Consider the following 21,871-nt stretch of genomic DNA (forward strand, 5'->3'; position numbering starts at 1 on the left):
GTGGGCGAGCGCGTGAGCGACCCGGTCGGCCTCTCGGAGGTCGTCTCCATCACGCGCGACCTCATCCGGATCGACACCTCGAACTACGGCGGCGGGCGTGCCGTCGGCGAGTCCCGCGCGGCGGACCTCGTCGAACGCCTGCTCGGTGAGGTCGGGATCGTGTGCGAGCGCTTCGAGGCCGAGCCCGGCCGGACGAACCTCGTCGCGCGGTGGCCAGGTCGTGACCGCACCCTGCCCGGTTTGCTGCTGCACGGGCACCTCGACGTCGTCCCGGTCGACGCCGCCGCGTGGACGGTCGACCCGTTCGGCGGCGAGATCGCCGACGGCATGCTGTGGGGCCGCGGCGCCGTCGACATGAAGAACATGGTGGCGATGATCGTCGCGTCGGTCCGGCGCATGGTGACGGCGGGGGAGCAGCCCGAGCGCGACGTCGTCCTCGCGTTCTTCGCCGATGAGGAGGCCGGGTGCGTCCTCGGCTCCCAATGGATGGTCGAGCACCACCCGGAGCAGTTCGCCGGCGTCCGCGATGCGATCAGCGAGGGCGGCGGGTACAGCGTCACCCTCGGCGAACGAGCGGACACCCGCGCGTACCTGCTCAACACCGGCGAGAAGGGCGTGCTCTGGTTGCGGCTGACCGCCCACGGTGCCGCCGGTCACGCCTCCCTCGCGAGCCAGGACTCGGCGATCGTCAAGCTCGCCGCCGCGGTCGGCCGGATCGGCGCGCTCGACTGGCCGGTGTCGTTCACCGAGACGACGACGCACCTGTTCCAGCGGCTGCGCGAACTGACCGGGGCCTCGTCCGAGCTGTCGCCGTTCGAACTCGCCGCGCTCGTCGGCCCGAGTGCTTCGCGGCTGCGCGCCGGCCTGCAGAACGTGGCGAACGTCACCATGATCTCCGGCGGGTACAAGGAGAACGTGATCCCCGAGTCCGCGACCGCGACCGTCGACGCGCGGTTCCTGCCCGGCCAGCGGAACGAGGTCATCGCGCGCATCCGCGAGGCGGCGGGTGAGGGGGTCGACGTCGAGGTCCAGCTGGAACTCATCGCGATGGAGTCACCGAACGACGGCGAGCTCGTCTCGGTGATCGAGGCGGTCGTCGAGCGTCACGACCCCGGTGCGACCGTGCTCCCGCACCTCATCCCCGGCGGCACCGACGCGAAGGCGCTCAGTCGACTCGGCATCACGGGGTACGGCTTCATCCCGCTCCGGCTGCCGGCGGACTTCGACTTCCCCGGAATGTTCCACGGTGTCGACGAACGCGTGCCGCTCGACGCTCTCGACTTCGGCTGCGCGGTGCTCACGGACATCATCCGCTCGGCCTGACGTACGCCGGTCCCTGAGGTGACTTACGCCGGTCCCTGAACCTGTCGAAGGGCGGTGGTGGGCTCGGTTGGGGCGCCCTTCGACAAGCTCAGGGACCGGAACGGCGCTCGGGGACCGGCGCTCGCTTGGGGTCCTGAGCTGCGCTCGGCGACCGGGTGGCCGACCGGTGTTCGGGTTCGCCGATCGGCCACCCGGAGTCGGGTGGCACGGTGTTCTGGCGAGCTCGGGGTCCGGGAGGCTCGGCGCTACTAGCGTGCGGGTGGTGCGGGCGGAACAGGCCTCGGTGCCGTCGCGAACGGGCCGGAGAGCCTCGCCCACTGCAGCAGCATGATGGTCTTCGCGTCGATGATGTCGTCGCCGATGCGCGCGATCGCGTCGTCGATGTCGAGTTCGAGGAGTTCGATCTCCTCGCCCTCCTCGGCGAGCCCGCCCCAGTCGCCGCGACGCGCAGCGGGGTCGTACTCGGCCGCGTAGAAGTGCAGGCGCTCGGTCACGGAGCCGGGGCTCATGAAGGCGTCGAACACATGCTGGACGGCCTCGACCGCGAACCCGGTCTCCTCGCGGGCCTCACGGGCAACCGCCGTCTCGGGATCGTCGTCGTCGAGCAGGCCTGCGGCGGTCTCGATGAGCTCGCCGGTCGGGTGTCCGTTGACGTAGGCCGGGTAGCGGAACTGCCTGGTGAGCAGGACCTTCCGCGAGTCACCGTGGTAGAGCAGGATGGTCGCGCCGTTGCCGCGGTCGTAGGTCTCGCGCTGCTGCGTCGACCATGCGCCTGAGCGGTCCTGGACCCGCAGGGTCGTCCGTCGGAGGACGTGCCAGGCGGCGGCGACCAGTTCCACGTCGGTCACCTGGACGCGCGGGTTGCCGGTGAGGTCGAGGCCGGTCCGGTGCAGGCCGGTGCGCCCGCGGGCGTCGGGGAGGTCTGCTCCGGGTCGCGGCTCCCGGACCGTCGTGGAATCGGCCATCCATCGAGTGTACGACCGCCCGCGAACGGCATACCAGCGGGGTGTCCCGGGTGCGCCGCTCGGGTGAGCCCTGCTGCGCGCCGCGCCCGATCGTGAATGGCGACTGTTCTTCGGTTTTCGCGGGTTCTGCAACATACTGGTGGGAGCACCGGTCGCGGTCCACGGAGGACCCCCGTCGAAAGGCACTCGATGACGAGCAGCAGTCCCGCCAGCAGCAGTCCCGCCGCCAGCGAAGGCGCCCCGGCAGCAGCGCGGTCGGTCGCCTGGGTCGTGACCACCCAGGACGCACCCTGGCAGGAGCAGGAGCCTCTCGGGTTCGGACGAGTCGCGGGGATGCCGAACGTCATGGTCGACCTGACGAACCCGCAGCAGACCGTCGACGGTATCGGCGGATGCTTCAACGAGCTCGGCTGGACGGCGCTGGGGCTCCTGTCCGAGGATGACCGCGAGGGTATCCTGTCCGACCTCTTCACGCCGGGCTCGGGACTGAACCTCTCGCTCTGCCGTATGCCCGTCGGCGCCAACGACTTCTCCACCGACTGGTACTCCTACGACGAGGTCGACGGCGACTTCGACCTCGAACACTTCAGCATCGATCACGACCGCGCGACGCTCGTCCCCTTCATCCAGGCGGCGCAGCGGTACCAGGGCGACCTGCGTCTCTGGGCGTCGCCGTGGAGCCCGCCCACCTGGATGAAGACGAACGGGCACTACGCGGCCGCGCGCCCCTGGGCAGGATCAGATGTCGACAACGGCATCCGTGACGATCAACTCGGCGCAGAGGGGACCGATCTGTTCGTCCTCGAAGACCGCTACCTCGAGACCTACGCCCGGTACTTCGCCCGCTTCGTCGAGGCCTACGGCGAGGAGGGCATCCGCGTCGAGATGGTCATGCCGCAGAACGAGTTCAACTCTGCGCAGGTGTTCCCGAGCTGCGTGTGGACGGCCGAGGGGCTCGCGCGGTTCATCGCCGTCCTCGGCCCGGAGATGGACCGTCTCGGAGTGCGGGTCTTCCTCGGCACGCAGGAGCGGCCGCACGACGCGCAGATCGAGACCGTGCTCCAGGATCCGTCGGCCGGCCCGTGGGTCGCCGGAGTCGGATTCCAGTGGGCCGGCAAGGGCGCGATCGCCGCAGTGCACCACGCCCACCCGGACCTCGCGCTCTACCAGACCGAGCAGGAGTGCGGCGACGGCCGGAACGACTGGCGCTTCGTGCGGCACACCTGGGGACTCATGCGCCACTTCTTCACGAACGGCGCGCAGGCCTACACGTACTGGAACCTCGCGCTCACGGAGGGCGGGGTCAGCCGCTGGGGCTGGGCGCAGAACTCGCTCGTCGTCGTGGACCCCGAGAACCGGACCTTCCGCTACACCCATGAGTACTTCCTCATGCGGCACCTCGGGCACTTCCTGCAGCCGGGGGCGCAGCGACTCGCGACGATGAGCTGGACCGGGCACGAGAACCTGCTGGCCTTCCGCAACCCGGACGGCGGCGTCGTGCTCGTGATGCAGAACGACCTCGGCCAACCGCTCCCCGTGCAGATCGTGGTGGGCGACGACGTCATCACCCCGACCCTGCCGGCCGACTCCTTCGCGACGCTCGTCATCCCGCCCGCCTGACTTCGGTGCCGGAGCCACCCCTTGTGGGCGGTCGCCTCTGCGGCCTAGCCTCTCGCGTACCGGCACTGGCGACGGAGGACACATGGGCAGGCTCATCTACTCGGCGATCAGCTCGCTCGACGGCTACCTCGCCGATGAGGAGGGCCGCTTCGACTGGAGTGCGCCGGACGCCGAGGTGCACGCGTTCGTGAACGAGCTCTCCCGCCCGATCGGCACCTACCTGTTCGGCAGACGCATGTACGAGATCATGACGTTCTGGGAGACGGCGGACGAGCTGCCGGACGAACCTCGCGAGATCACCGACTTCGCGGCACTGTGGCTCGCGGCCGACAAGGTCGTGTACTCGACGTCGCTCGATGCGGTCTCGACGGCCCGGACGACGCTCGAGCGATCGTTCGACCCGGAGGCCGTGCGCCGGTGGAAGGCGGAATCGGACCGCGACCTCAGCGTCGGCGGTCCGCACCTCGCGGCCGAGGCGATGGCCGCGGGGCTCGTCGACGAGGTGCAGTTGTTCCTCTCGCCGGTGATCGTCGGTGGCGGCTTGCGTGCGCTGCCGGCCAACCTCCGGCGACGTCTGGAACTCGTCGACGAGCGTCGCTTCGAGGCCGGCGTCGTCCACCTCCGCTACACCGTCACCGGCGAGCCCGTCTGAGTCGGCAGCGCGGCCAGCTCGCTCCGCGCACAACTCCTGCTCCTCCGAGGCGGTGATCCCCGCCGGTGCGCACAACTCCTGCTTGGAGCCGCGCGGCTCACCCGACACGCCGGGGCGGGAGGTGACGCGGCGCGATGAGCAGGAGTTGCGCACGGGCGGGGATCGGCGCCCGTGCGCCCAGCAGGAGTTACGGACGGGTCAGACGGCTTCGAGGATGATCGCGGAGCCCTGCCCGCCACCACCGCAGATGCCGGCGGCACCGATCGAACCCGAGCCGGCGGCGGCGAGGCGCCGGGCGAGGTGCCCGACGATCCGGGTGCCGGAGGCGCCGATCGGGTGACCGAGGGCGATCGCGCCGCCGTTCGCGTTCACGATCGCGGGATCCACACCGAGCTCCTCGGTCGAGTGGACCGACACGGCGGCGAACGCCTCGTTGATCTCGACCGCTGCGAGGTCACCCGTCGTGTGGGAGGTCTTCGCGAGGGCGGCGACGATCGCGTTCGACGGCTGGGCGTGCAGGCTGACGTCGGGTCCGGCGACGAGTGCATGCGCGACGACGCGGGCGATCGCGGTGAGTCCCCGGGCTGCAGCGACTTCCTCGCTCATCAGCACGACCGCGGCGGCCCCGTCGGTGATCTGGGAGGAGTTGCCTGCGGTGATCGTGCCCTCGCCGCCGAACGCGGGACGCAGCCCGGCCAGCGACTCGGCAGTGGTGTCGGCGCGGAGTCCGTCGTCGGCGCTCACGACCGTCGGGCCCTTGCGCCCCGGCACGGAGAAGGGTTCGATCTCCTCGGCCTGGACGTCCGCAGCTGCTGCGAGCCGCTGGTGTGACCCGGCCGCCCAGGCGTCCTGCTCAGGGCGTGCGATGCCGAGTGAGCCGTTGCGCTCTTCGGTGGACGACCCCATCGACCGGTGCTCGAACGCATCGGTCAGGCCGTCGTGGTCGAGGGTGTCGACGAGCTCGATGGCGCCGTAGCGCTTGCCGGCGCGCGAGCCCGACCAGGCGTGCGGGGCGAGACTCATCGACTCCTGGCCGAGCGCGACGACGACGTCGACCTCGCCGGCGTCGATGAGACGCGTGCCGCTGACGATCGCCTCCATGCCGGAAAGGCACACGGCGTTGACGGTGATGGCGGGGACGGTGAAGGGGATGTCGGCCCCGACGGCGGACTGCCGGGCGGGGTTCTGGCCGGCGGCGCCCTGCAGCACCTGGCCGGCGATGACCTGCTGCACGTCGGCGGCGTCGACCCCTGCCCGGGACAGCGCGGCGCGGATGGCGTGGGCGCCGAGCTCGGTGGCCGGCACGGACGCGAACGCCCCGTTGAACTTCACGAACGGGGTGCGGGCGTACCCGACGATGACGGTGCTCATGCGTGTGCCTCCTGAGGCGTGGCGGGTGCGGTCGGCACCTCGCCGGTGGTGGTGGGGTCGAGTTCGACGGAGAACTCCGCGCCCGTCAGGGTGCGCAGCTCGGCGACGCTCGTGTCGGGCGCGAAGGCCCGTAGGACGAGCGCCCCCTCGACGATATCGAAGACGGCGCGGTCGCTGATGATCCGGTCGACGACACCGACGCCGGTGAGAGGGAGATCGCACTGCTCGACGATCTTCGGGCTGCCGTCCTTCGCGACGTGCTCGGTGACGACCACCACCCGTGGCGTCCCGGCGACGAGGTCCATCGCACCGCCCATCCCCTTGACGAGCTTGCCCGGGATCGTCCAGTTCGCGAGGTCGCCCGCACCCGACACCTGCAGCGCGCCGAGGATGGCCAGCTGCACGTGGCCGCCGCGGATCATGCCGAACGAGGTCGCGGAGTCGAAGTAGCTCCCGCCCTCGAGGAGCGTGACCGTCTGCTTCCCGGCGTTGATGAGGTCGGCGTCCTCCTCGCCCTCGATCGGGAACGGACCCATGCCGAGCAGGCCGTTCTCGCTCTGCAGCGTGACGTGGACCCCCGGCGGGACGTGGTTCGCGACGAGCGTGGGGATGCCGATGCCCAGGTTCACGTACTCGCCGTCGCGGAGTTCGGTCGCCGCGATCGCGGCCATGTCGTCTCTCGTCCACATGATGATCAGGCTCCTGCCGGTGTCGTGGTGGCGGCCGCCGGACGGACGGTGCGCTGTTCGATGTCCTTCACCCGCGGCGTCGCCGTGACGAGGCGCTGGACGAAGATGCCGGGGGTGACGACGGTGTTCGGATCGAGGTAACCGTCCTCGACGACCTCCTCGGCCTCGGCGATCGTCAGCCGGCCGGCGGTCGCGACGATCGGGTTGAAGTTCCGTGCGGTGTGCCGGAAGACGAGGTTGCCCTCGCGGTCGGCGCGGAACGCGTGCACGAGGGCCACGTCGGCGACGATGCCGCGCTCGAGGACGTAGGTCTCCCCGTCGAACACCTCCGTCGGCTTGCCCTCCGCGACCGGGGTGCCGACGCCGGTCTTCGTGTAGAACCCGGCGATACCGGAACCGCCAGCGCGCAGCCGCTCGGCGAGCGTGCCCTGTGGCGTGAACTCGACCTCGAGCTCACCGTCGAGGAACTGCTTGGCGAAGAGCTTGTTCTCGCCCACGTACGACGCGACGACCTTCCGCACCTGTCGGTTCTCGAGGAGGATGCCGAGGCCCTTGCCGTCGACGCCCATGTTGTTGGAGACGATCGTGAGGTCGGTGGCACCCGTGTCCCGCAGGGCCTCGATGAGGTCGGTCGGGTTGCCGCTCAGGCCGAACCCGCCGACCGCGATGGTGGCTCCGTCCCGGACGACCTCGTGCAACGCCTCGGCGGCGCTCGACCAGTGTTTCGTCATGTCACTCCCTTGTGGATGGCGGACCGGCCTGCCCACATGGTGGTTCCGGCCGTTCGTCTCTCCAGTAGTCAGTCACAGCGGTCCTGCGGTGTCAAAGGTGGCATCGGGCCCGAGCCCGGATTCACTCATGACGTGGTCCCGGCCACGGCGTAGGCTCACCATGTGGACAAGCTGATGGTGAGATGTGGCTGAGGGGATGCGCGGCGCCCAGGTCGTCTCGCGCGTGAGCCGGATCCTCAAGATCGTGTCGGAGCATCCCGGTGGCGCGTCGTCTTCGGCGGTTGCTGCGGCCGCCGGGCTCACCCGGCCGACGGCGCACCGCCTGCTCGCCTCGCTCGCCGCCGAGGGCTTCCTCGACCACGACACCCGGGCGGCCCGATGGCACCTCGGTCCAGAGTTGTTCCTCCTCGGATCGCTCGCGGCGGAGCGGTACGACGTCGCCGAGCTCGCGCAGGAGAGCGTGCGGATCCTCGCGCACGAGAGCGGCGAGAGCGCGTTCCTGTCGGTGCGCCGTGGCTTCGAGACCGTCTGTCTCCTGCGTGAGGAGGGGAGTTTTCCGGTGCGGTCGTTCGTCCTGACCGAGGGTGTCCGCTTCCCGCTGGGGGTCGCGTCGGCGGGGCTGGCGATCCTCGCGTTCTCGAGCGACGAGGAGATCGACGACTACCTGGGCCGCGCCGACCTCGCCGAGCGGTGGGGCGAGGCCCACGCCGCCGACCGTGTGCGCGAGCGGATCCGCGAGACGCGCGAGCGCGGGTATGCGGTGAACCCGGCGCTCATCCTCGAGGGCAGCTGGGGGATGGGTGCAGCGGTCTTCGATGCGGCGGGGAAGCCCGCCTGGGCGCTCAGTCTCACCGGGATCGAATCCCGGTTCCGGCCTGAGCGCCAGGCGTTCCTCGGTGGCCTGCTGCTGGAGCAGGCGCACGAGCTGTCGAAGCGGCTCCGCTGAGCCGGGTGGTCGGTCCCTGAGCTGCGCTGCACTTCGACAAGCTCAGTGACCGGGTGGCCGCTCCGTGACCGGCGGTGCGGTTCCTGAGCCTGTCGAAGGGCAGTGACCGACGGTGCGGTCCCTGAGCCTGTCGAAGGGCGGCGGCACGACGCCGGCGAGCCGTAACCCGACGCTGCTCCAGCGGTATCGCTGACCTCCCAAGGTGGCGCGATGAGGCGTGGAGGGACTCTCGACCATCTTTCGACCCACGCGCTGGGTCTCGCGCTATGGCGGTGAGTCAGTCATATCAGCGAACCAGGAAAGCCTGAAATATTAACTGGACATGCAAAATATCTGTTCGCTAGGGTCGACCTACGCTCAACTCCTCAAGCCGAACCGACCAAAAGGAGCCATTCAGGTGTCGATAGTCGGATCGGCTGCGGACAAGATCGCGGGGCGTTACCGTCGGTGGCGCTCGACTCAAAGGGTTAGAGGGGAAACACATAATGAGGATCAAAAAGGCACTCACCGTCACGCTACTGTCTGCGGGACTGTTGGCTGGAGGAGCAGGTGTCGCGCACGCGGAAACCGTTTACTACAAAGGGTCTGCGATCAGCTGGGATCACGGTCGCTCTTGGGGGGTAACGAGTTACTCGAGTGTGCAGTCGGGCGCCTACGAGCACAGCGCCACCGCAAATACGACCTTCTCAGGTTGGAAAGCCCCGGGAGTGCTTGCGAGCGCTGAACAGTGGGTCGGGACGGGCTCGGCGACGGCCTACTGGAACGCCCGAGGATAGGTTCTTCGTTCACATATTCGGCCTCTCGTGAGGTCTCCGTCGTCTGGGGCGACCTCACGAGAGTGTCCGGAGAACCGGCGGTCGGCGAAAGAGAGACGGCAACACACATGGCCCTCTGGTCGAAAGTGACGAGCGTCGTGCTCGTGATCGTCATCGGAGCACTGATGAGTGTGCTCTACGTGATCGGTCAAGGGAGCCTGCTTCGTCGAGAGATCGATGAGTATCCTCGCGGTTCCACAGAGATCTCCCTCTATGACGTTTCCGAGGCGCAAACGACTCGCGTACTGGGCATTCTCGGTGAGTTCGCCACCGCCGACGAGGCAGCCATCGTGAGAGTGGATCAAGAGTTGTCCGATGCTGACGGCTCATTGACCGGGATGCGCGTCGGGGTCATGACCGGAGACAATGCTCCGGCATCGCTCACGTTGGATTTCCTCGGGACGACGCTGGTCGACATCGACCAGATCGCCGATCTCGCCAGGGCCGATCCCGCCGCATCGATCGGCCTCGACGCCAACGCGGCAGATGTGATCCACCCTGTTCCGGAGTTGTTGTTCGCGCCGCGGTTCTCCGTGGTGCAACTCGCGCGGCTCGTGGAAACGTCGGGTACGGTCAACGGTGCTTACCGGGTTTCGGGAGCCGACGAGGAGCAGTTGACGGAGTTGCTCAGTTCGCTCGAATCGGCGACGGGGCTCTCGTCGGACCGGATGCTCGCACCGCTCCGCGGTCATGTGACGGACAGCGGGATGAGCGCCCGCCTGCTTCAAGGATTCGTGATAGCCACGGCTCTCCTGCTGTTGCTCGTTCTCCTCTTCGAGGCAGTGCGTGCGTTCTGCGTGCTCGGCGTGCATCTCCTCCTGGGAAGGTCGCGCTTGGGTTTCGCCGTCGTGCTGTTGAGACCCGTCGTCGTCGCGATCGTTGCAACCATTGCGCTGTCGATGATCGCCGTACCGCTGATGGCGCCGGGATACAGCGTGAACCCGACGATGCTCGTCGCTGCATGGAGTGCCGCAGTGGCCGGAATGCTCCTACCAGTCGGGTGTGTGGCGATCGCGGCCCTCGCGCTCGTCGCGGTCAAACCGGTCGACGCGATCGCCGGACGCTTCTCGCGGCGAATTCTGCTCGGCGTGCTCGCCGGTATTCACGCGATGGCGATGGCCGGATTCACCACGACGTTCATCTTTCTCGACGGTCCGATGAAGGAAGCCGGAACGCTCGCAGGGGTCAGCGAATCATGGGCGGCGGTGGCCGATCAGGAGATCCTGTACCAGACGAAGGCGGGTGATGATGAGGCGAGTTTCGCCGGACAGTCAGGCCAGTATCAGCGCGATTTCTACGACTGGTACACCTCGATCGCCGACGCGCGCGGCGTCGGCCTCGTCAACAGCCAGTATGTCGACCGGAGTGTGCTGGACGTGTGGTCGGGAGTGTACCAATCCGTTCCGGAGCGGCCGTTCTGGTATGTGGTGGCCTCGCCGAACGCCCTCGCGTCACAGGGCTTCGCGGTGGACGCCGGTCTCGTCGAGCGTGCCGAGGCCGGCGAACGTGTCTTCCTGATTCCGGATTCCTGGACGGGATCGGCGCAAGCCGCAGTCCGCGGGTGGCTCGGTGAGCACAGTGACGTCGCCTACGAACCGGCGATCCGCACGGCCTTCTTCGACGACCGGATCGTCACCTTCCAGAACTACCACCCCGCCGAAGCGCTGTTCCCGTGGAGCACGAATCCGGCTGGGTGGAATGGGGTCACCGACGCGGTCATCCTCGTGACGACCCCGGAGAACATGATCCCGTTCGAAAGCGAAAGCCTCGCCGCGGTCGGGTTGGACAACAGTTACGTCAAGCTCAGCCGGGGCGCATCGAAGAGCTATGCGAATCAGTCATACCTCTCGAGATTCGACCTGGACGACAACGGGGTCGAATTTCTCCCGGTCGGCGATTTCGTCGCGGGCCTCACGAAGTCCATCCAGTCGGTGGTGCAACTCTTCGGCGTGATGATTCTCTTCCTTGGCCTGTTCTGCTTGTTGCTGCTCACTGCGCTGATGAGGCTGTATTCGACCACGTATCGGGAATCGATGGCCGTCAAGAGGATGCTCGGGTATTCATCCAGCAGCATCTTCGCGCCCGCCTTCGTCCTCGTCGGCGTGGTCTGTGCCTCGGCAGTGACAGCCGCGGCGCTGTCCTCTTCGCGGAGCGCGATCCTGGGGATCGCCGTCATGTCCGCGGCACAACTCATCCTGTTCGTGTTCCTTGCGCGAACCCTCTCGCGGCTGCAACTGACCATCATGCTCAAGGACTAGGACGGACCCACAGTGACACCACTGCTCATGATCGACCAGCTGACCAAGCAGTACGGTTCACGCCGCGTCCTCGACGGCGTGGACTTGGAGGTCCACCGTGGCGAATCGGTCGCCATCGTGGGGCCGTCAGGTTCCGGCAAGTCGACGTTGTTGAACATCGCAGGGCTCCTCGACGAGTGCAGCGGCGGCGAAGTGCGGTTCCGCGGCGCACCGCTTCCACGGATCAACAGCCGGGCGGCGTCGCATCTGCGCCGCGACCACATCAACTACCTCTTCCAGTCGTTCGCGCTGATCGGTGCTTCGACGGCCTTCGAGAACGTCCTGATCGGTCTTCATGCTGTGAGACTCGGCCGACGAGCGAAGGAGCAGCAGATCATGGAAATACTCAACCGACTCGGTCTTCGGCAGGTCGCGCACGACCGGGTCATGACGCTGTCCGGGGGAGAGCGTCAGCGCGTCGCGCTCGCTCGTTGCCTCGTGAAGCCGGGAGAGCTCATCCTCGCGGACGAGCCGACGGGAGCCCTCGATGACGCTCTGGCGGATGTCGCAGTCGCTGAAATGCTCTCGCTACAGCAGGACTACGGCAAGACACTGCTGGTGGTCACTCACGATCGGCGGGTCGCCGACCGATGCGACCGGGTCTTCGACCTCGGCCTGTCTGCAGAACGCGATGGAGCCCCGTCGCTCTCGGCCTCGTCGGCCGACCCGGCGACCAGGTCCTGAGCTGCGCTGCACTTCGACAAGCTCAGTGACCGGGTGGCCGCTCAGTGATCAGCGGTCCGGTCCCTGAGCTGCGTCGCACTGAGCCTGTCGAAGTGTCGAAGGGTGGTGGGAGTACTACTCCGAGACGGCGGACAGCTCCTCGAACTCGTCGTCGGTGAGCTCGATCGTCGCGCCCTGCAGGTTGTCCTCGAGGTGCTCGATGCTCGACGTCCCCGGGATCGGGAGCATGACGCGCGAGCGCTTGAGCAGCCAGGCCAGCGCGAGCTGCGACGGGGTCGCGTCGTGTCGCTCGGCGAGCTGCGTGAGCGGGCCGTCCTCCTTGCTGAGGGCGCCGGTCGCCAGCGGGAACCACGGGATGAAGGCGACGCCGTGCTCGGTCGACCAGTCGAGGAGGTCCTCCGAGGAGCGGTCGGTGAGGTTGTAGAGGTTCTGCACCGACGCGATCGGAGCGATCTTCTGGGCCGCCTCGACCTCGGCGACGCTGACCTGGCTGAGGCCGATGTGCCGGATCTTGCCCTCGTCCTGCAGCTTGCGCAGCTCGCCGATCTGGTCCTCGAACGGCACGGTCGGGTCGATCCGGTGCAACTGCAGGAGGTCGATGCGGTCGACGGCGAGACGGCGGAGACCGAGTTCGACCTGCTGGCGGAGGTAGGCGGGCACGCCGGTGGGCGTCCACTCGCCGGGACCCTGTCGCGTCTGGCCGACCTTCGTCGCGATCACGATGTCGTCGTAGGGGTGCAGCGCTTCGCGGAGGAGGGTGTCGGTGACGTCGGGGCCGTAGGCGTCGGCGCTGTCGAAGAAGTTCACGCCGAGCTCAGCGGCTCGCTTGATCAGGCGGATGGCGCCGTCGCGGTCGTCGGGCTCGCCCCAGACGCCCTCGCCGGTCAGCTGCATGGTGCCGTAACCGAGTCGGTTGACGGTGAGGTCGCCGCCGAGGGCGAAGGTGCCTGCGGCGGTTGCGGGGCGTGTGGTGGTGTCGGTCATGCGGGTGCTCCTTCGGAGGAATGCGGGAGTTCCAGCCAAGCACCGGCGGCTGGGAGGCGCACCCCCCTTGCGTTCGGTCCCCGAGCCTGTCGAAGGGTGGTTCCTGAGGTTGTCGACGGGCGCCCTTCGACAAGCTCAGGGACCGGCGGGTGTTACTCAGGGACCGCCCTTCGACAGGCTCAGGGACCGGGGATGGGTCAGGCCGCCGCGTCCTCGAGGGCGGCGCGGAAGGCGACGATCGCCGGGCGGGTGACGCCGGCCTCGCGCGCGGAGGTGAAGATGGTGCGCCGCGGGAGGTCGGGCAGGTCGACGAGGCGACAGCTGGCCGGCTCGCCCGCCCACTGGAGGTCGGGGATGAGGGCGACCGCGTTGCCGGACTCGATCAGCCGGATCTGCGCCTGGAGGTCGGCGGTCTGGTAGCGGACGTCGGGCTCGAACCCCGCACGGCGGCACAACTGCTCGGCGAAGTGGCGTGACGCCGCTCCGTGCGGCTCCATCACCCAGGGGAGGTCGGCCGCATCCTCGATGCGCAGGACCGGGTGGATCTCGTTCGCGACCGGCGGGCACGCGAGTCGGATGGGGTCGGTGGCGAGCTGACGGCGGTCGAGTCCGGGGTGCCGCGGGGCGGCGTGGGCGGGGTACTGCTCCGCGACGACGACGTCGAAGTCGCGCGCCCAGGTCTCGGCCAGCGCCGTCTCCGGTTCGTGCTGCACCATCTCGACGCGGACGTCCGGGTGGTCGCGGCGCATGGCGCTCAGGGCCGCCGGCATGAGCGCGAGCGCCGCCGACTGGAAGACCGCGACGCGGATGGTGCCCGACACGGTCGTGAGGGACGCCCCGAGGTCGGCTTCTGCGCGCTCGAGCGTGTCGAGGAGGGCATCCGTGTGTCCCACGAGGATCTCGGCCTGCGGGGTGAGCTGCACCCGTCGACCGACCTTCCGCAGGAGCTCGACACCGGTCTCCTGCTCGAGGACGGAGAGCTGCTGCGACACGGAGGAGGGGCTGAAGTTGAGGGCTGCGGCGACCTCGGCGATCGTCCCGCGGATCTTGAGTTCGCGCAGCAGGCGGAGCCGTCGGACGTCCAGCACGGTGCCCTCCAAAACCATCGGCTCAACCGATGGATATCGTTCGAAAACCTTCGCTGTATCTTATTGGTCCCGACGCCGATACTGGCACCATGACCGACACTCTTGCATCGACGCAGCAGCTCGACCGCGACGCCCTCGCCACCGAGGCCATCGCCCTCGTCCGCCGCTGGCTCCAGACGGCCTCGACGATCCCCGCCGACGCCTCCGCGCAGCAGCTCGCCGGTGTGTTGAAGGACCCGACCGGCCTCGAGTTCACGGTCGGCTTCGTCGACGGCGTCGTGCGTCCGGAGGACCTCCGCGTCGCGGCCCGCACCCTGCAGACGATCGCCCCGAAGGTGCCTGCGTTCCTCCCCTGGTACCTGAAGGCCGCCGTCCGCTGCGGCGGTGCGTTCGCCCCGATCCTGCCCGGTATCGTCATCCCGATCTCCCGCAAGGTGCTCCGCAACATGGTCGGCCACCTCGTCGTCGACGCCACCGACAAGAAGCTCGGCCCCGCGATCGCGAAGATCAAGACGCCCGGCACCCGACTCAACGTCAACCTGCTCGGCGAGGCCGTCCTCGGCACAGGTGAGGCGGCACGTCGTCTCGAGGGCACCCACAAGCTGCTCGCGCGCCCCGACGTCGACTACGTGTCGATCAAGGTGTCGTCGACCGTCAGCCCCCACTCGGTCTGGGCGTTCGACGAAGCCGTCGAGCACGTCGTCACGAGCCTCACCCCGCTGTTCGAGCGTGCCGCCAAAGCCACACCTGCGAAGTTCATCAACCTCGACATGGAGGAGTACAAGGACCTCGACCTCACCATCGCGGTCTTCACCAAGCTCCTCGACCTCCCGCAGTTCCGCGACCTCGAGGCCGGCATCGTCCTGCAGGCCTACCTGCCCGACGCCCTCTCCGCGATGATCCGTCTCCAGGAGTGGTCGGCCGGTCGCCGTGCCGCCGGTGGTGCCGGCATCAAGGTGCGCATCGTCAAGGGCGCCAACCTCCCCATGGAGCAGGTCGAGTCGTCGCTCCACGACTGGCCGCTCGCCACCTGGTCGACCAAGCAGGACTCCGACACCAACTACAAGCGCGTCGTCGAGTACGCCCTGCACCCCGACCGCATCGACAACGTCCGCATCGGCGTCGCGGGCCACAACCTCTTCGACATCGCCTTCGCCTGGCTGCTCGCCAAGCAGCGGGGCGTCGAGCGCGGCGTCGAGTTCGAGATGCTGCTCGGCATGGCTCAGGGGCAGGCCGAGGCCGTGAAGCGCGACGTCGGCGAGCTCCTGCTCTACACGCCGGTCGTGCACCCGCAGGAGTTCGACGTCGCCATCGCGTACCTCATCCGCCGCCTGGAGGAGGGCGCGAGCCAGGACAACTTCATGTCCGCCGTGTTCGAGCTGAGCGAGAACGAGACCCTCTTCGCCCGTGAGGAGCAGCGGTTCCTCGCGTCGCTCGCGGAGCTGGACACCACCGTCCCCGCGCCGAACCGGCAGCAGGACCGCACGAAGCCGGCCGAGGCCTCTCCGGTCGACGCGTTCGAGAACACCCCCGACACCGACCCCTCGCTGCCCGCGAACCGGGTCTGGGGACGCGACATCCTCACCCGTGTCGCCGAGTCGCGGCTCGGGGACGACACCGTCGCCGCGTCCATCCTCGACAGCGTCGAAGCCCTCGACGCCGTCATCGACGGAGCGACCGCAGCGGGCGCCTCGTGGGGCTCGCTCTCCGGCGCCGAGCGTGCGGTCATCCTGCACCGCGCCGGCGACGTCCTCGAGCGGCGTCGTGCCGACCTCATGGAGGTCATGGCGTCGGAGACCGGCAAGACCCTCGACCAGTCCGACCCCGAGGTGTCCGAGGCGATCGACTTCGCCCACTACTACGCCGAGCGCGCCCGCGAGCTCGACCACGTGGACGGCGCGACCTTCACCCCCGCGAAGCTCACCGTCGTCACCCCGCCGTGGAACTTCCCCGTCGCCATCCCCGCCGGCTCGACCCTCGCGGCGCTCGCCGCCGGTTCGCCCGTCATCATCAAGCCCGCCCGTCAGGCTCGCCGAAGCGGTGCCGTCATGATCGAGGCGCTGTGGGAGGCCGGTGTGCCGCGCGAGGTGCTCCGCTTCGCGCAGCTGGCCGACAACTCGCTCGGTGAGCGCCTGATCGCCCACCCGGCGGTGGAGCGCGTCATCCTCACCGGTGGCTACGAGACCGCGGAGCTGTTCCGCTCCTTCCGCCCCGAGCTCCCGCTCCTCGCCGAGACGTCCGGCAAGAACGCGATCATCGTCACCCCGAGCGCCGACCTCGACCTCGCGGTGAAGGACGTCGTCGCGTCGGCCTTCGGTCACGCCGGCCAGAAGTGCTCGGCCGCGTCGCTCGTGATCCTCGTCGGGTCGGTTGCCTCGTCGCGCCGCTTCCGTCACCAGCTGGTCGACGCCGTCACCTCGCTCAAGGTCGGCTACCCGGTCGACCCGACCACGCAGATGGGGCCGATCATCGAGCCGGCGAAGGGCAAGCTGCTCGGCGGCCTGACGACGCTCGGCTCCGGTGAGTCGTGGCTCGTCGAGCCGAAGCAGCTCGACGACAGCGGCAAGCTGTGGAGCCCCGGCGTGCGTGCCGGCGTCGCTCGCGGCTCCGAGTACCACCTCACCGAGTACTTCGGCCCGATCCTCGGGATCATGACGGCCGAGACCCTCGAGGAGGCCATCGCCATCCAGAACGAGATCGACTACGGTCTCACCGCCGGGCTGCACTCCCTGAACCCGGCCGAGCTGCGCCTCTGGCTGGACGGCATCCAGGCGGGCAACTTGTACGTGAACCGCGGTATCACCGGCGCGATCGTGCAGCGTCAGCCGTTCGGCGGTTGGAAGAAGTCCGCGGTCGGCGCGGGGACGAAGGCCGGCGGCCCGAACTACCTCATCGGCCTCGGCTCGTGGACCAGCGCCGAGAGCACGGCTGAGCGCACCGTCGGTCGGTCGGCGGAGCGCCGTGGCCCGAAGCCTTCTGTCGCCTCGTTGCTGCGCGCCGCTGACGCGGTGCTCAGCGCCGACGAGTTCGCGTTCCTGCGCCGGTCGGTCGCGAGCGACGCGGCAGCGTGGGCGGACGAGTTCGGGGTCGCGAAGGACGTGTCGAAGCTGACCGCCGAGCGCAACGTGTTCCGGTACGTGCCGCGTGAGGTCCACGTGCGTCTCGTCGACGGCGGTTCGGTCGCGGAGCTCCTCCGCGTCGTCGCCGCCGGTGCGACCGCAGGCGCGACCGTGCACGTGTCGTCCGCCGTCGCGCTGCCGCCGAAGCTCGTCCCGGCCGTCGAGGCCATCGCCGGTGGGATCACCGTCGAGAGCGAGGACCGCTGGTACGTCACCGCCGCCTCGCTCGTCGGGACGAAGGCCGGCGCGCGCGTCCGGATCATCGGTGGGACGACCGAGGGTGTCGCCCACGCGACCTCCGGCAGCCCCGACGTCGCGATCTACGCGGGCGACGTCACCGAGGCCGGCCGCATCGAGCTGCTGCCGTTCCTCCAGGAGCAGGCGGTCTCGATCACGGCGCACCGCTTCGGCACGCCGAACCACCTCTCGGACGACCTCATCTGACCCGACTCCGCGCGGTTCGCAACTCAGGAACGCCCCGGCGTGTCATCCCGACACACCGGGGCGTTCTGCGCGACGCGCCGACGTCCTCCTGAATTGTGGACGGAGGACCCGTCGCGTGGGTCTTGTCCCTCACTCAGGACGAGCTGGGTGTGTCGGCGCCGGGCGCACGCGGATGGGCGCGACACGCCGGAGCTGTCCTGAGTTAGGGATGAGGTGGAAGGGGTCAGGGGAGGGGTTGTGGCGTCAGCGGAGTGTGCCGTGGACGGCGAATTCGTCGATGCGCGCGAGTTCGGCGTCGTCGAAGTCCAGGCGGTGGATCGCTGCGTAGTTGCCCTCGAGCTGCTCGACCGAGCTGGCACCGATGATCGCCGAGGTGACCGTGTCGCGACGCAGCACCCACGACAGCGCCAGCTGCGCGAGCGTCTGGCCGCGTTCCTCCGCGATCGCCTGCAGGCCGCGGGCGCGCTCGAGGTAGGTGCCCGTGATCGACTCTTCGTTGAGGAAGTGGCTCGTCGCCGCACGCGAGTCCGACGGGACCGTTCCGCCGAGGTAGCGGTCGGTCAGCATGCCCTGCGCGAGGGGGCTGAACACGACGGCACCGAGACCGAGGTCGTCGAGGGTGTCGAGCAGGCCGTCCTCGACCTCGCGGGAGAACATCGAGTAGCGCGGCTGGTGGACGAGCAGCGGGACGCCGTGCTCACGAAGCGCGGCCGCCGCGGCGATGGTCTGCTCGGGGGAGTAGTTCGAGATGCCCGCGTACAGCGCCTTGCCCTGCTTGACCGCCGTCGCGAGCGCACCCATCGTCTCCTCGATCGGGGTCTCCGGGTCGGGGCGGTGCGAGTAGAAGACGTCGACGTACTCGACGCCGATGCGCGCGAGGCTCTGGTCGAGCGAGGACAGCATGGTCTTGCGTGAGCCCCACTCGCCGTAGGGCCCCTGCCACATGTAATAGCCGGCCTTCGAGGTGATGATGATCTCGTCACGGTGGGCGGCGAGGTCCTCGGCGAAGATGCGGCCGAAGGCGGTCTCGGCGGAACCCGCGGGCGGGCCGTAGTTGTTGGCGAGGTCGAAGTGGGTGATCCCGAGGTCGAAGGCGCGGCGCACGATGGCCCGCTGGACCTCGATGCTGCGGCCTTCGCCGAAGTTGTGCCAGAGACCGAGGGACAGCGCGGGGAGGCGCAGTCCGCTGCGGCCGACGCGGCGGTAGGTCATGTCGTCGTAACGGGTTTCGGCTGCTTCGTAGGGCATGGTCTGCGCTTTCATCATCGAATCGTCGTGGTGCCGGAGGCAAGCGTACCGTGATCGTTCACGGCCGAGCCGATGCGGCGTCGAGTAGCGTGAGCACGTGTCGTCCACCACGCTTCCACCCGCTGAAGAGCCTGTGTCCCACCCGCGGTCCGGGTGTGGCGTCGCGATCGTCCGCGAGGGTCGGATCCTCCTGCTCGAGCGCCTCCGCGAGCCCGAGGCCGGATCCTGGGGCATCCCCGGCGGGAAGGTCGACTGGATGGAACGCCTCGAGGACGCCGTCCGTCGCGAGGCACTGGAGGAGACCGGGCTCGAGCTCGGATCGATCGAGCTGTTGTGCGTCGTCGACCATTTCGAGCAGGCGCTGCACCAGCACTGGATCTCGCCGGTGTACCTCGCGGAGGACACCGTCGGCGAGCCAGAACTCCGAGAGCCGGAGAAGCACGGCGGTCTCCGGTGGTTCCCGCTCGACGCATTGCCGGAACGGGTGACCGTGTCCACGGCGGCGGCGGCGGTCGAGGCGATCGCGCGGTCTCGCGGATCCAGACGCCCGGACGACGCCGACTCGTAGACTCGGGCGCGTGACCGATTACCCGTCGTCCGACGCCCGCAACGACTTCGTCACCTTCGACGCGCTCCGGGCGGAGGCCGTCGAGCAGCCGGTCCGACGTGGAGCGGGCGCGTGGGGGTTCTTCGGCACGGTCGCGATCGTGATCGGCGCCCTGTTGATCCCGGTCGCCCTCGTCAGCACCTGGGCGGACACGATGCTCCGCGACACCGACGCGTTCGTCGACACCCTCGCCCCGCTGGCCACGGACCCCGCCGTCCAAGCCTTCGTGGGGGACCAGGCGCTCGCCGCGCTGGAGAGTCAGGTCGATCTCGATGCGGCGGCTGCAGTACCGGCCGACCTTGCGGCGACCCTCTCGCTCCCGCCGGCGATCTCGGAAGTGCTCGGCGCGATCGGCGGCGACACCGCGGATGCGCTGCGCGAGGTCCTGCGCCGGAACGTCGCCGAGTTCGCGACCGCCTGGACCGAGGCCCTCCGCGTCACGCATGAACAGCTCGTCGCGGGCGTCTCCGGTTCCCAGGGTGCCGTCATCGACGTCTCGGCCGAGCAGGGCCTGGGCGTGCAGTTGGGACCGATCGTCTCCGCGACCCGCACCTGGCTGGTCGACGCCGGGTTCGGCTTCGCGGCCGCCATCCCGGACGTCGACCGCGTGGTCGACGTCGTCCCGGCATCGCAGGTCGCGCCAGTGCTCGATGGCATCCGGGTGATCGAAACGGCGGCGGGTTGGTCGCCCTGGCTCGCAATCGGGCTCCTCGCACTCGGGGTGATCTTGCTCTGGCTGGGGCGCCGCAACCCGAGCCGGACCGTCGCCGGAGCTGCGATCGGCGTCCTGCTCGCGGCGGGCCTGACGCTCATCCTGCTCGGCGCTGCCCGACTCGCCCTCGTGTTCGCGGTGTCGGTCGCGATCCCCGGCGGCGTCGGGGATGCGGCGGCGTCGCTGCTGCTGGGCCCGCCCACCGAGGTCGCCTGGTCCGTACTCTGGGTGTCGCTCGCCGTGGCAGTGCTCGCCTTCGTCAGCGCTGCGTTGCGACTCCCCGAGCGTGTCGCGCGGGGCGTCCGCACGGTGCGGCGCCCGCTGTCGGGGACGAACGCCTAAGCACCGGTCGCCGATCCGTCGGCTTGGGTGGCCCGGCTCGTCCGCGGTGCTGCGAGTCTCCGATGCCACGGCACCTCCACGAGTGTGTGGAGCAGCCAGGACGCGGTGAGGATCGTGCCGCACCAGACCGGGATGATCGGGGCCCGGAGGAGGAGGGGCATGCCGTCGACGGCGCTCGGCGTGATCGCTTTCGCCAGCAGGATGAGCACGAAGACGTGCACGAGGTACGTGGAGAACGAGAGCTGCCCCAGGAAGCGCGCTGGGCGACTGCGCAGCACCGCCGTGGAGCGCGGACTCGCGACCGCCAGGCCTCCGACGATGATCCCCGCGAAGGTGATCGCTGCCCAGGCTCGTGGTGCTCCGGGTTCGAGTGCGATCGCCGCCATTACCAGACCGACGGCACCTCCCGCAGCGACCCACGCCGCTCGTCGGGTGGCCGGGAGGGCCGCCGTCCACTCCGCCACACAGAAGCCGAGCGTGAAACAGCACAGCACCCGGACAGCTGGGGGTGCCATGCCGTTCATGGCCGACGGCGCGACAGCGGCTGCGATCGTCGTCGCGCAGACGAGTCCGATTGCGAGGGCGATCACCGGGACCGGGCCGCGCATCCGGCCGCGGAAGGCGAAGGCGATCACCGGGAACAGGATGAACGCGAGGAACTGGGCCGACAGCGACCAGGCGGGCGGGTTCCACCAGAGTGCGTCGCCGAACCATGCGCGGGTGAGGGTGAGCTCGGCGAGGAGGCCGATGGGCGGGAACGCTCCGTCGTCCGTTGCGACACCGACGATGGCCCCGCCGACGCAGAGCAGCACGAAGGCGGAGAGCACGGCCACGTGTGCCGGGTAGAGGCGCGCCACGCGGTTCCGGAGGTAGCGACCGTAAGCGGGCCAGGTCCAGCGCCGATCCAGGTAGGCCCGGGCGATCGTGTAGCCGCTCAGGACGAAGAAGACGTCCACGGCGAGTCCGGTGTGTGCCAACGGCGCGAGCCACGAGAGCTCGGGGAGTACGGAGAACAGCCAGTCCGCGGAGTGCGAGAACACCACCCACCAGGCGGCGATGGCGCGGGCACCGGCGAAGGCGGTGTGGTCGACGCGGGGTGCCGGTCGGCAGCCCGGCCAGGTCGCGCGGTTCGCGGGTGACGGCATGGTGCTCCTGAATGGTCGGGCGGCGGTGAACGCGCCAGACACTCATCTTAAGATGCTTTTGTGCCTCATGTCTCTGTACTGTGTGAGCT

The 21,871-nt window shown here is 69.1% G+C and carries 17 protein-coding genes; 9 read left to right on the top strand and 8 right to left on the bottom strand.

Going from position 1 to position 21,871, the window contains the following annotated elements; all coding sequences use genetic code 11:
* Positions 1-12 precede the first annotated feature (12 nt).
* The gene (locus tag CCK91_RS01555) at positions 13-1,323 is read left to right on the top strand and encodes a M20/M25/M40 family metallo-hydrolase (protein ID WP_242664200.1); all 1,311 of its coding nucleotides are present in this window, start codon (positions 13-15) and stop codon (positions 1,321-1,323) included.
* A 248-nt stretch (positions 1,324-1,571) separates the two neighbouring features.
* Here the strand turns inward: CCK91_RS01555 and CCK91_RS01560 are convergent, their stop codons facing one another.
* Positions 1,572-2,288, bottom strand: a complete 717-nt coding sequence (locus CCK91_RS01560; protein WP_086472566.1) for an NUDIX domain-containing protein — start codon at positions 2,286-2,288, stop codon at positions 1,572-1,574.
* Positions 2,289-2,477: 189 nt separating this feature from the next.
* Here CCK91_RS01560 and CCK91_RS01565 point away from each other — a divergent pair, with 189 nt between their 5' ends.
* Positions 2,478-3,908: a glycoside hydrolase family 30 protein gene (locus tag CCK91_RS01565; protein WP_086472567.1), complete on the top strand. Its 1,431-nt coding sequence runs from the start codon at positions 2,478-2,480 to the stop codon at positions 3,906-3,908.
* An 82-nt stretch (positions 3,909-3,990) separates the two neighbouring features.
* Complete coding sequence (locus tag CCK91_RS01570; protein ID WP_086472568.1) at positions 3,991-4,560, top strand: dihydrofolate reductase family protein; 570 nt, start codon at positions 3,991-3,993, stop codon at positions 4,558-4,560.
* Positions 4,561-4,758: 198 nt separating this feature from the next.
* On the opposite strand, the gene CCK91_RS01575 is transcribed toward CCK91_RS01570, so the two are convergent.
* Genes CCK91_RS01575 through CCK91_RS01585 form a run of 3 tightly spaced genes read right to left on the bottom strand, consistent with a single transcriptional unit; the run spans position 4,759 to position 7,351 of the window.
* Positions 4,759-5,931: an acetyl-CoA C-acyltransferase gene (locus CCK91_RS01575; protein WP_086472569.1), complete on the bottom strand. Its 1,173-nt coding sequence runs from the start codon at positions 5,929-5,931 to the stop codon at positions 4,759-4,761.
* Positions 5,928-6,620, bottom strand: a complete 693-nt coding sequence (locus CCK91_RS01580) for a CoA transferase subunit B (RefSeq protein ID WP_369808440.1) — start codon at positions 6,618-6,620, stop codon at positions 5,928-5,930. The genes CCK91_RS01575 and CCK91_RS01580 overlap by 4 nt, the downstream gene beginning before the upstream one ends.
* A gap of 5 nt (positions 6,621-6,625) precedes the next feature.
* A complete protein-coding gene (locus CCK91_RS01585) occupies positions 6,626-7,351 on the bottom strand; it encodes a CoA transferase subunit A (RefSeq protein ID WP_086472570.1) in 726 nt (241 codons plus the stop codon).
* A gap of 196 nt (positions 7,352-7,547) precedes the next feature.
* Here CCK91_RS01585 and CCK91_RS01590 point away from each other — a divergent pair, with 196 nt between their 5' ends.
* The 3 genes from CCK91_RS01590 (at position 7,548) to CCK91_RS01605 (ending at position 12,093) form a co-directional block, all read left to right on the top strand.
* Positions 7,548-8,297: an IclR family transcriptional regulator gene (locus tag CCK91_RS01590; protein ID WP_086472571.1), complete on the top strand. Its 750-nt coding sequence runs from the start codon at positions 7,548-7,550 to the stop codon at positions 8,295-8,297.
* 883 nt (positions 8,298-9,180) lie between these two features.
* Complete coding sequence (locus CCK91_RS01600; protein WP_086472573.1) at positions 9,181-11,370, top strand: hypothetical protein; 2,190 nt, start codon at positions 9,181-9,183, stop codon at positions 11,368-11,370.
* Positions 11,371-11,397: 27 nt separating this feature from the next.
* Positions 11,398-12,093 (top strand): ABC transporter ATP-binding protein, encoded by a 696-nt coding sequence (locus CCK91_RS01605; RefSeq protein ID WP_086472574.1) that lies wholly within the window; start codon positions 11,398-11,400, stop codon positions 12,091-12,093.
* 114 nt (positions 12,094-12,207) lie between these two features.
* Here the strand turns inward: CCK91_RS01605 and CCK91_RS01610 are convergent, their stop codons facing one another.
* Entirely contained in the window at positions 12,208-13,077 is an 870-nt protein-coding gene (locus CCK91_RS01610; protein WP_086472575.1) for an aldo/keto reductase, read from the bottom strand.
* Positions 13,078-13,274: 197 nt separating this feature from the next.
* Positions 13,275-14,165: a LysR family transcriptional regulator gene (locus CCK91_RS01615; protein ID WP_079003772.1), complete on the bottom strand. Its 891-nt coding sequence runs from the start codon at positions 14,163-14,165 to the stop codon at positions 13,275-13,277.
* 89 nt (positions 14,166-14,254) lie between these two features.
* Between CCK91_RS01615 and CCK91_RS01620 the strand changes: the two genes are divergently transcribed.
* Positions 14,255-17,728 (top strand): bifunctional proline dehydrogenase/L-glutamate gamma-semialdehyde dehydrogenase, encoded by a 3,474-nt coding sequence (locus CCK91_RS01620; protein ID WP_086472576.1) that lies wholly within the window; start codon positions 14,255-14,257, stop codon positions 17,726-17,728.
* 243 nt (positions 17,729-17,971) lie between these two features.
* On the opposite strand, the gene CCK91_RS01625 is transcribed toward CCK91_RS01620, so the two are convergent.
* Complete coding sequence (locus CCK91_RS01625) at positions 17,972-18,976, bottom strand: aldo/keto reductase (RefSeq protein WP_086473115.1); 1,005 nt, start codon at positions 18,974-18,976, stop codon at positions 17,972-17,974.
* Between the two features lie 97 nt (positions 18,977-19,073).
* On the opposite strand from CCK91_RS01625, the gene CCK91_RS01630 reads away from it, so the two are divergent.
* Together CCK91_RS01630 and CCK91_RS01635 are read left to right on the top strand one after the other, a co-directional pair.
* Positions 19,074-19,544: an NUDIX domain-containing protein gene (locus tag CCK91_RS01630; protein ID WP_165766961.1), complete on the top strand. Its 471-nt coding sequence runs from the start codon at positions 19,074-19,076 to the stop codon at positions 19,542-19,544.
* A 10-nt stretch (positions 19,545-19,554) separates the two neighbouring features.
* A complete protein-coding gene (locus CCK91_RS01635) occupies positions 19,555-20,637 on the top strand; it encodes a hypothetical protein (protein WP_086472578.1) in 1,083 nt (360 codons plus the stop codon).
* On the opposite strand, the gene CCK91_RS01640 is transcribed toward CCK91_RS01635, so the two are convergent.
* Positions 20,634-21,782 (bottom strand): acyltransferase family protein, encoded by a 1,149-nt coding sequence (locus CCK91_RS01640; protein ID WP_086472579.1) that lies wholly within the window; start codon positions 21,780-21,782, stop codon positions 20,634-20,636. The genes CCK91_RS01635 and CCK91_RS01640 overlap by 4 nt on opposite strands.
* Positions 21,783-21,871 lie beyond the last annotated feature (89 nt).

It is taken from the genome of Plantibacter elymi (nom. nud.) (assembly GCF_900177795.1).
Classification (GTDB): domain Bacteria; phylum Actinomycetota; class Actinomycetes; order Actinomycetales; family Microbacteriaceae; genus Plantibacter; species Plantibacter elymi.

Bases quoted from the DNA above. Each gene is read 5' to 3' on its own strand.
- CCK91_RS01560 (WP_086472566.1), bottom strand. From the start codon at position 2,288: ATGGCCGATTCCACGACGGTCCGGGAGCCGCGACCCGGAGCAGACCTC.
- CCK91_RS01565 (WP_086472567.1), top strand. From the start codon at position 2,478: ATGACGAGCAGCAGTCCCGCCAGCAGCAGTCCCGCCGCCAGCGAAGGC.
- CCK91_RS01570 (WP_086472568.1), top strand. From the start codon at position 3,991: ATGGGCAGGCTCATCTACTCGGCGATCAGCTCGCTCGACGGCTACCTC.
- CCK91_RS01575 (WP_086472569.1), bottom strand. From the start codon at position 5,931: ATGAGCACCGTCATCGTCGGGTACGCCCGCACCCCGTTCGTGAAGTTC.
- CCK91_RS01580 (WP_369808440.1), bottom strand. From the start codon at position 6,620: ATGTGGACGAGAGACGACATGGCCGCGATCGCGGCGACCGAACTCCGC.
- CCK91_RS01585 (WP_086472570.1), bottom strand. From the start codon at position 7,351: ATGACGAAACACTGGTCGAGCGCCGCCGAGGCGTTGCACGAGGTCGTC.
- CCK91_RS01590 (WP_086472571.1), top strand. From the start codon at position 7,548: ATGCGCGGCGCCCAGGTCGTCTCGCGCGTGAGCCGGATCCTCAAGATC.
- CCK91_RS01600 (WP_086472573.1), top strand. From the start codon at position 9,181: ATGGCCCTCTGGTCGAAAGTGACGAGCGTCGTGCTCGTGATCGTCATC.
- CCK91_RS01605 (WP_086472574.1), top strand. From the start codon at position 11,398: ATGATCGACCAGCTGACCAAGCAGTACGGTTCACGCCGCGTCCTCGAC.
- CCK91_RS01610 (WP_086472575.1), bottom strand. From the start codon at position 13,077: ATGACCGACACCACCACACGCCCCGCAACCGCCGCAGGCACCTTCGCC.
- CCK91_RS01620 (WP_086472576.1), top strand. From the start codon at position 14,255: ATGACCGACACTCTTGCATCGACGCAGCAGCTCGACCGCGACGCCCTC.
- CCK91_RS01625 (WP_086473115.1), bottom strand. From the start codon at position 18,976: ATGCCCTACGAAGCAGCCGAAACCCGTTACGACGACATGACCTACCGC.
- CCK91_RS01640 (WP_086472579.1), bottom strand. From the start codon at position 21,782: ATGCCGTCACCCGCGAACCGCGCGACCTGGCCGGGCTGCCGACCGGCA.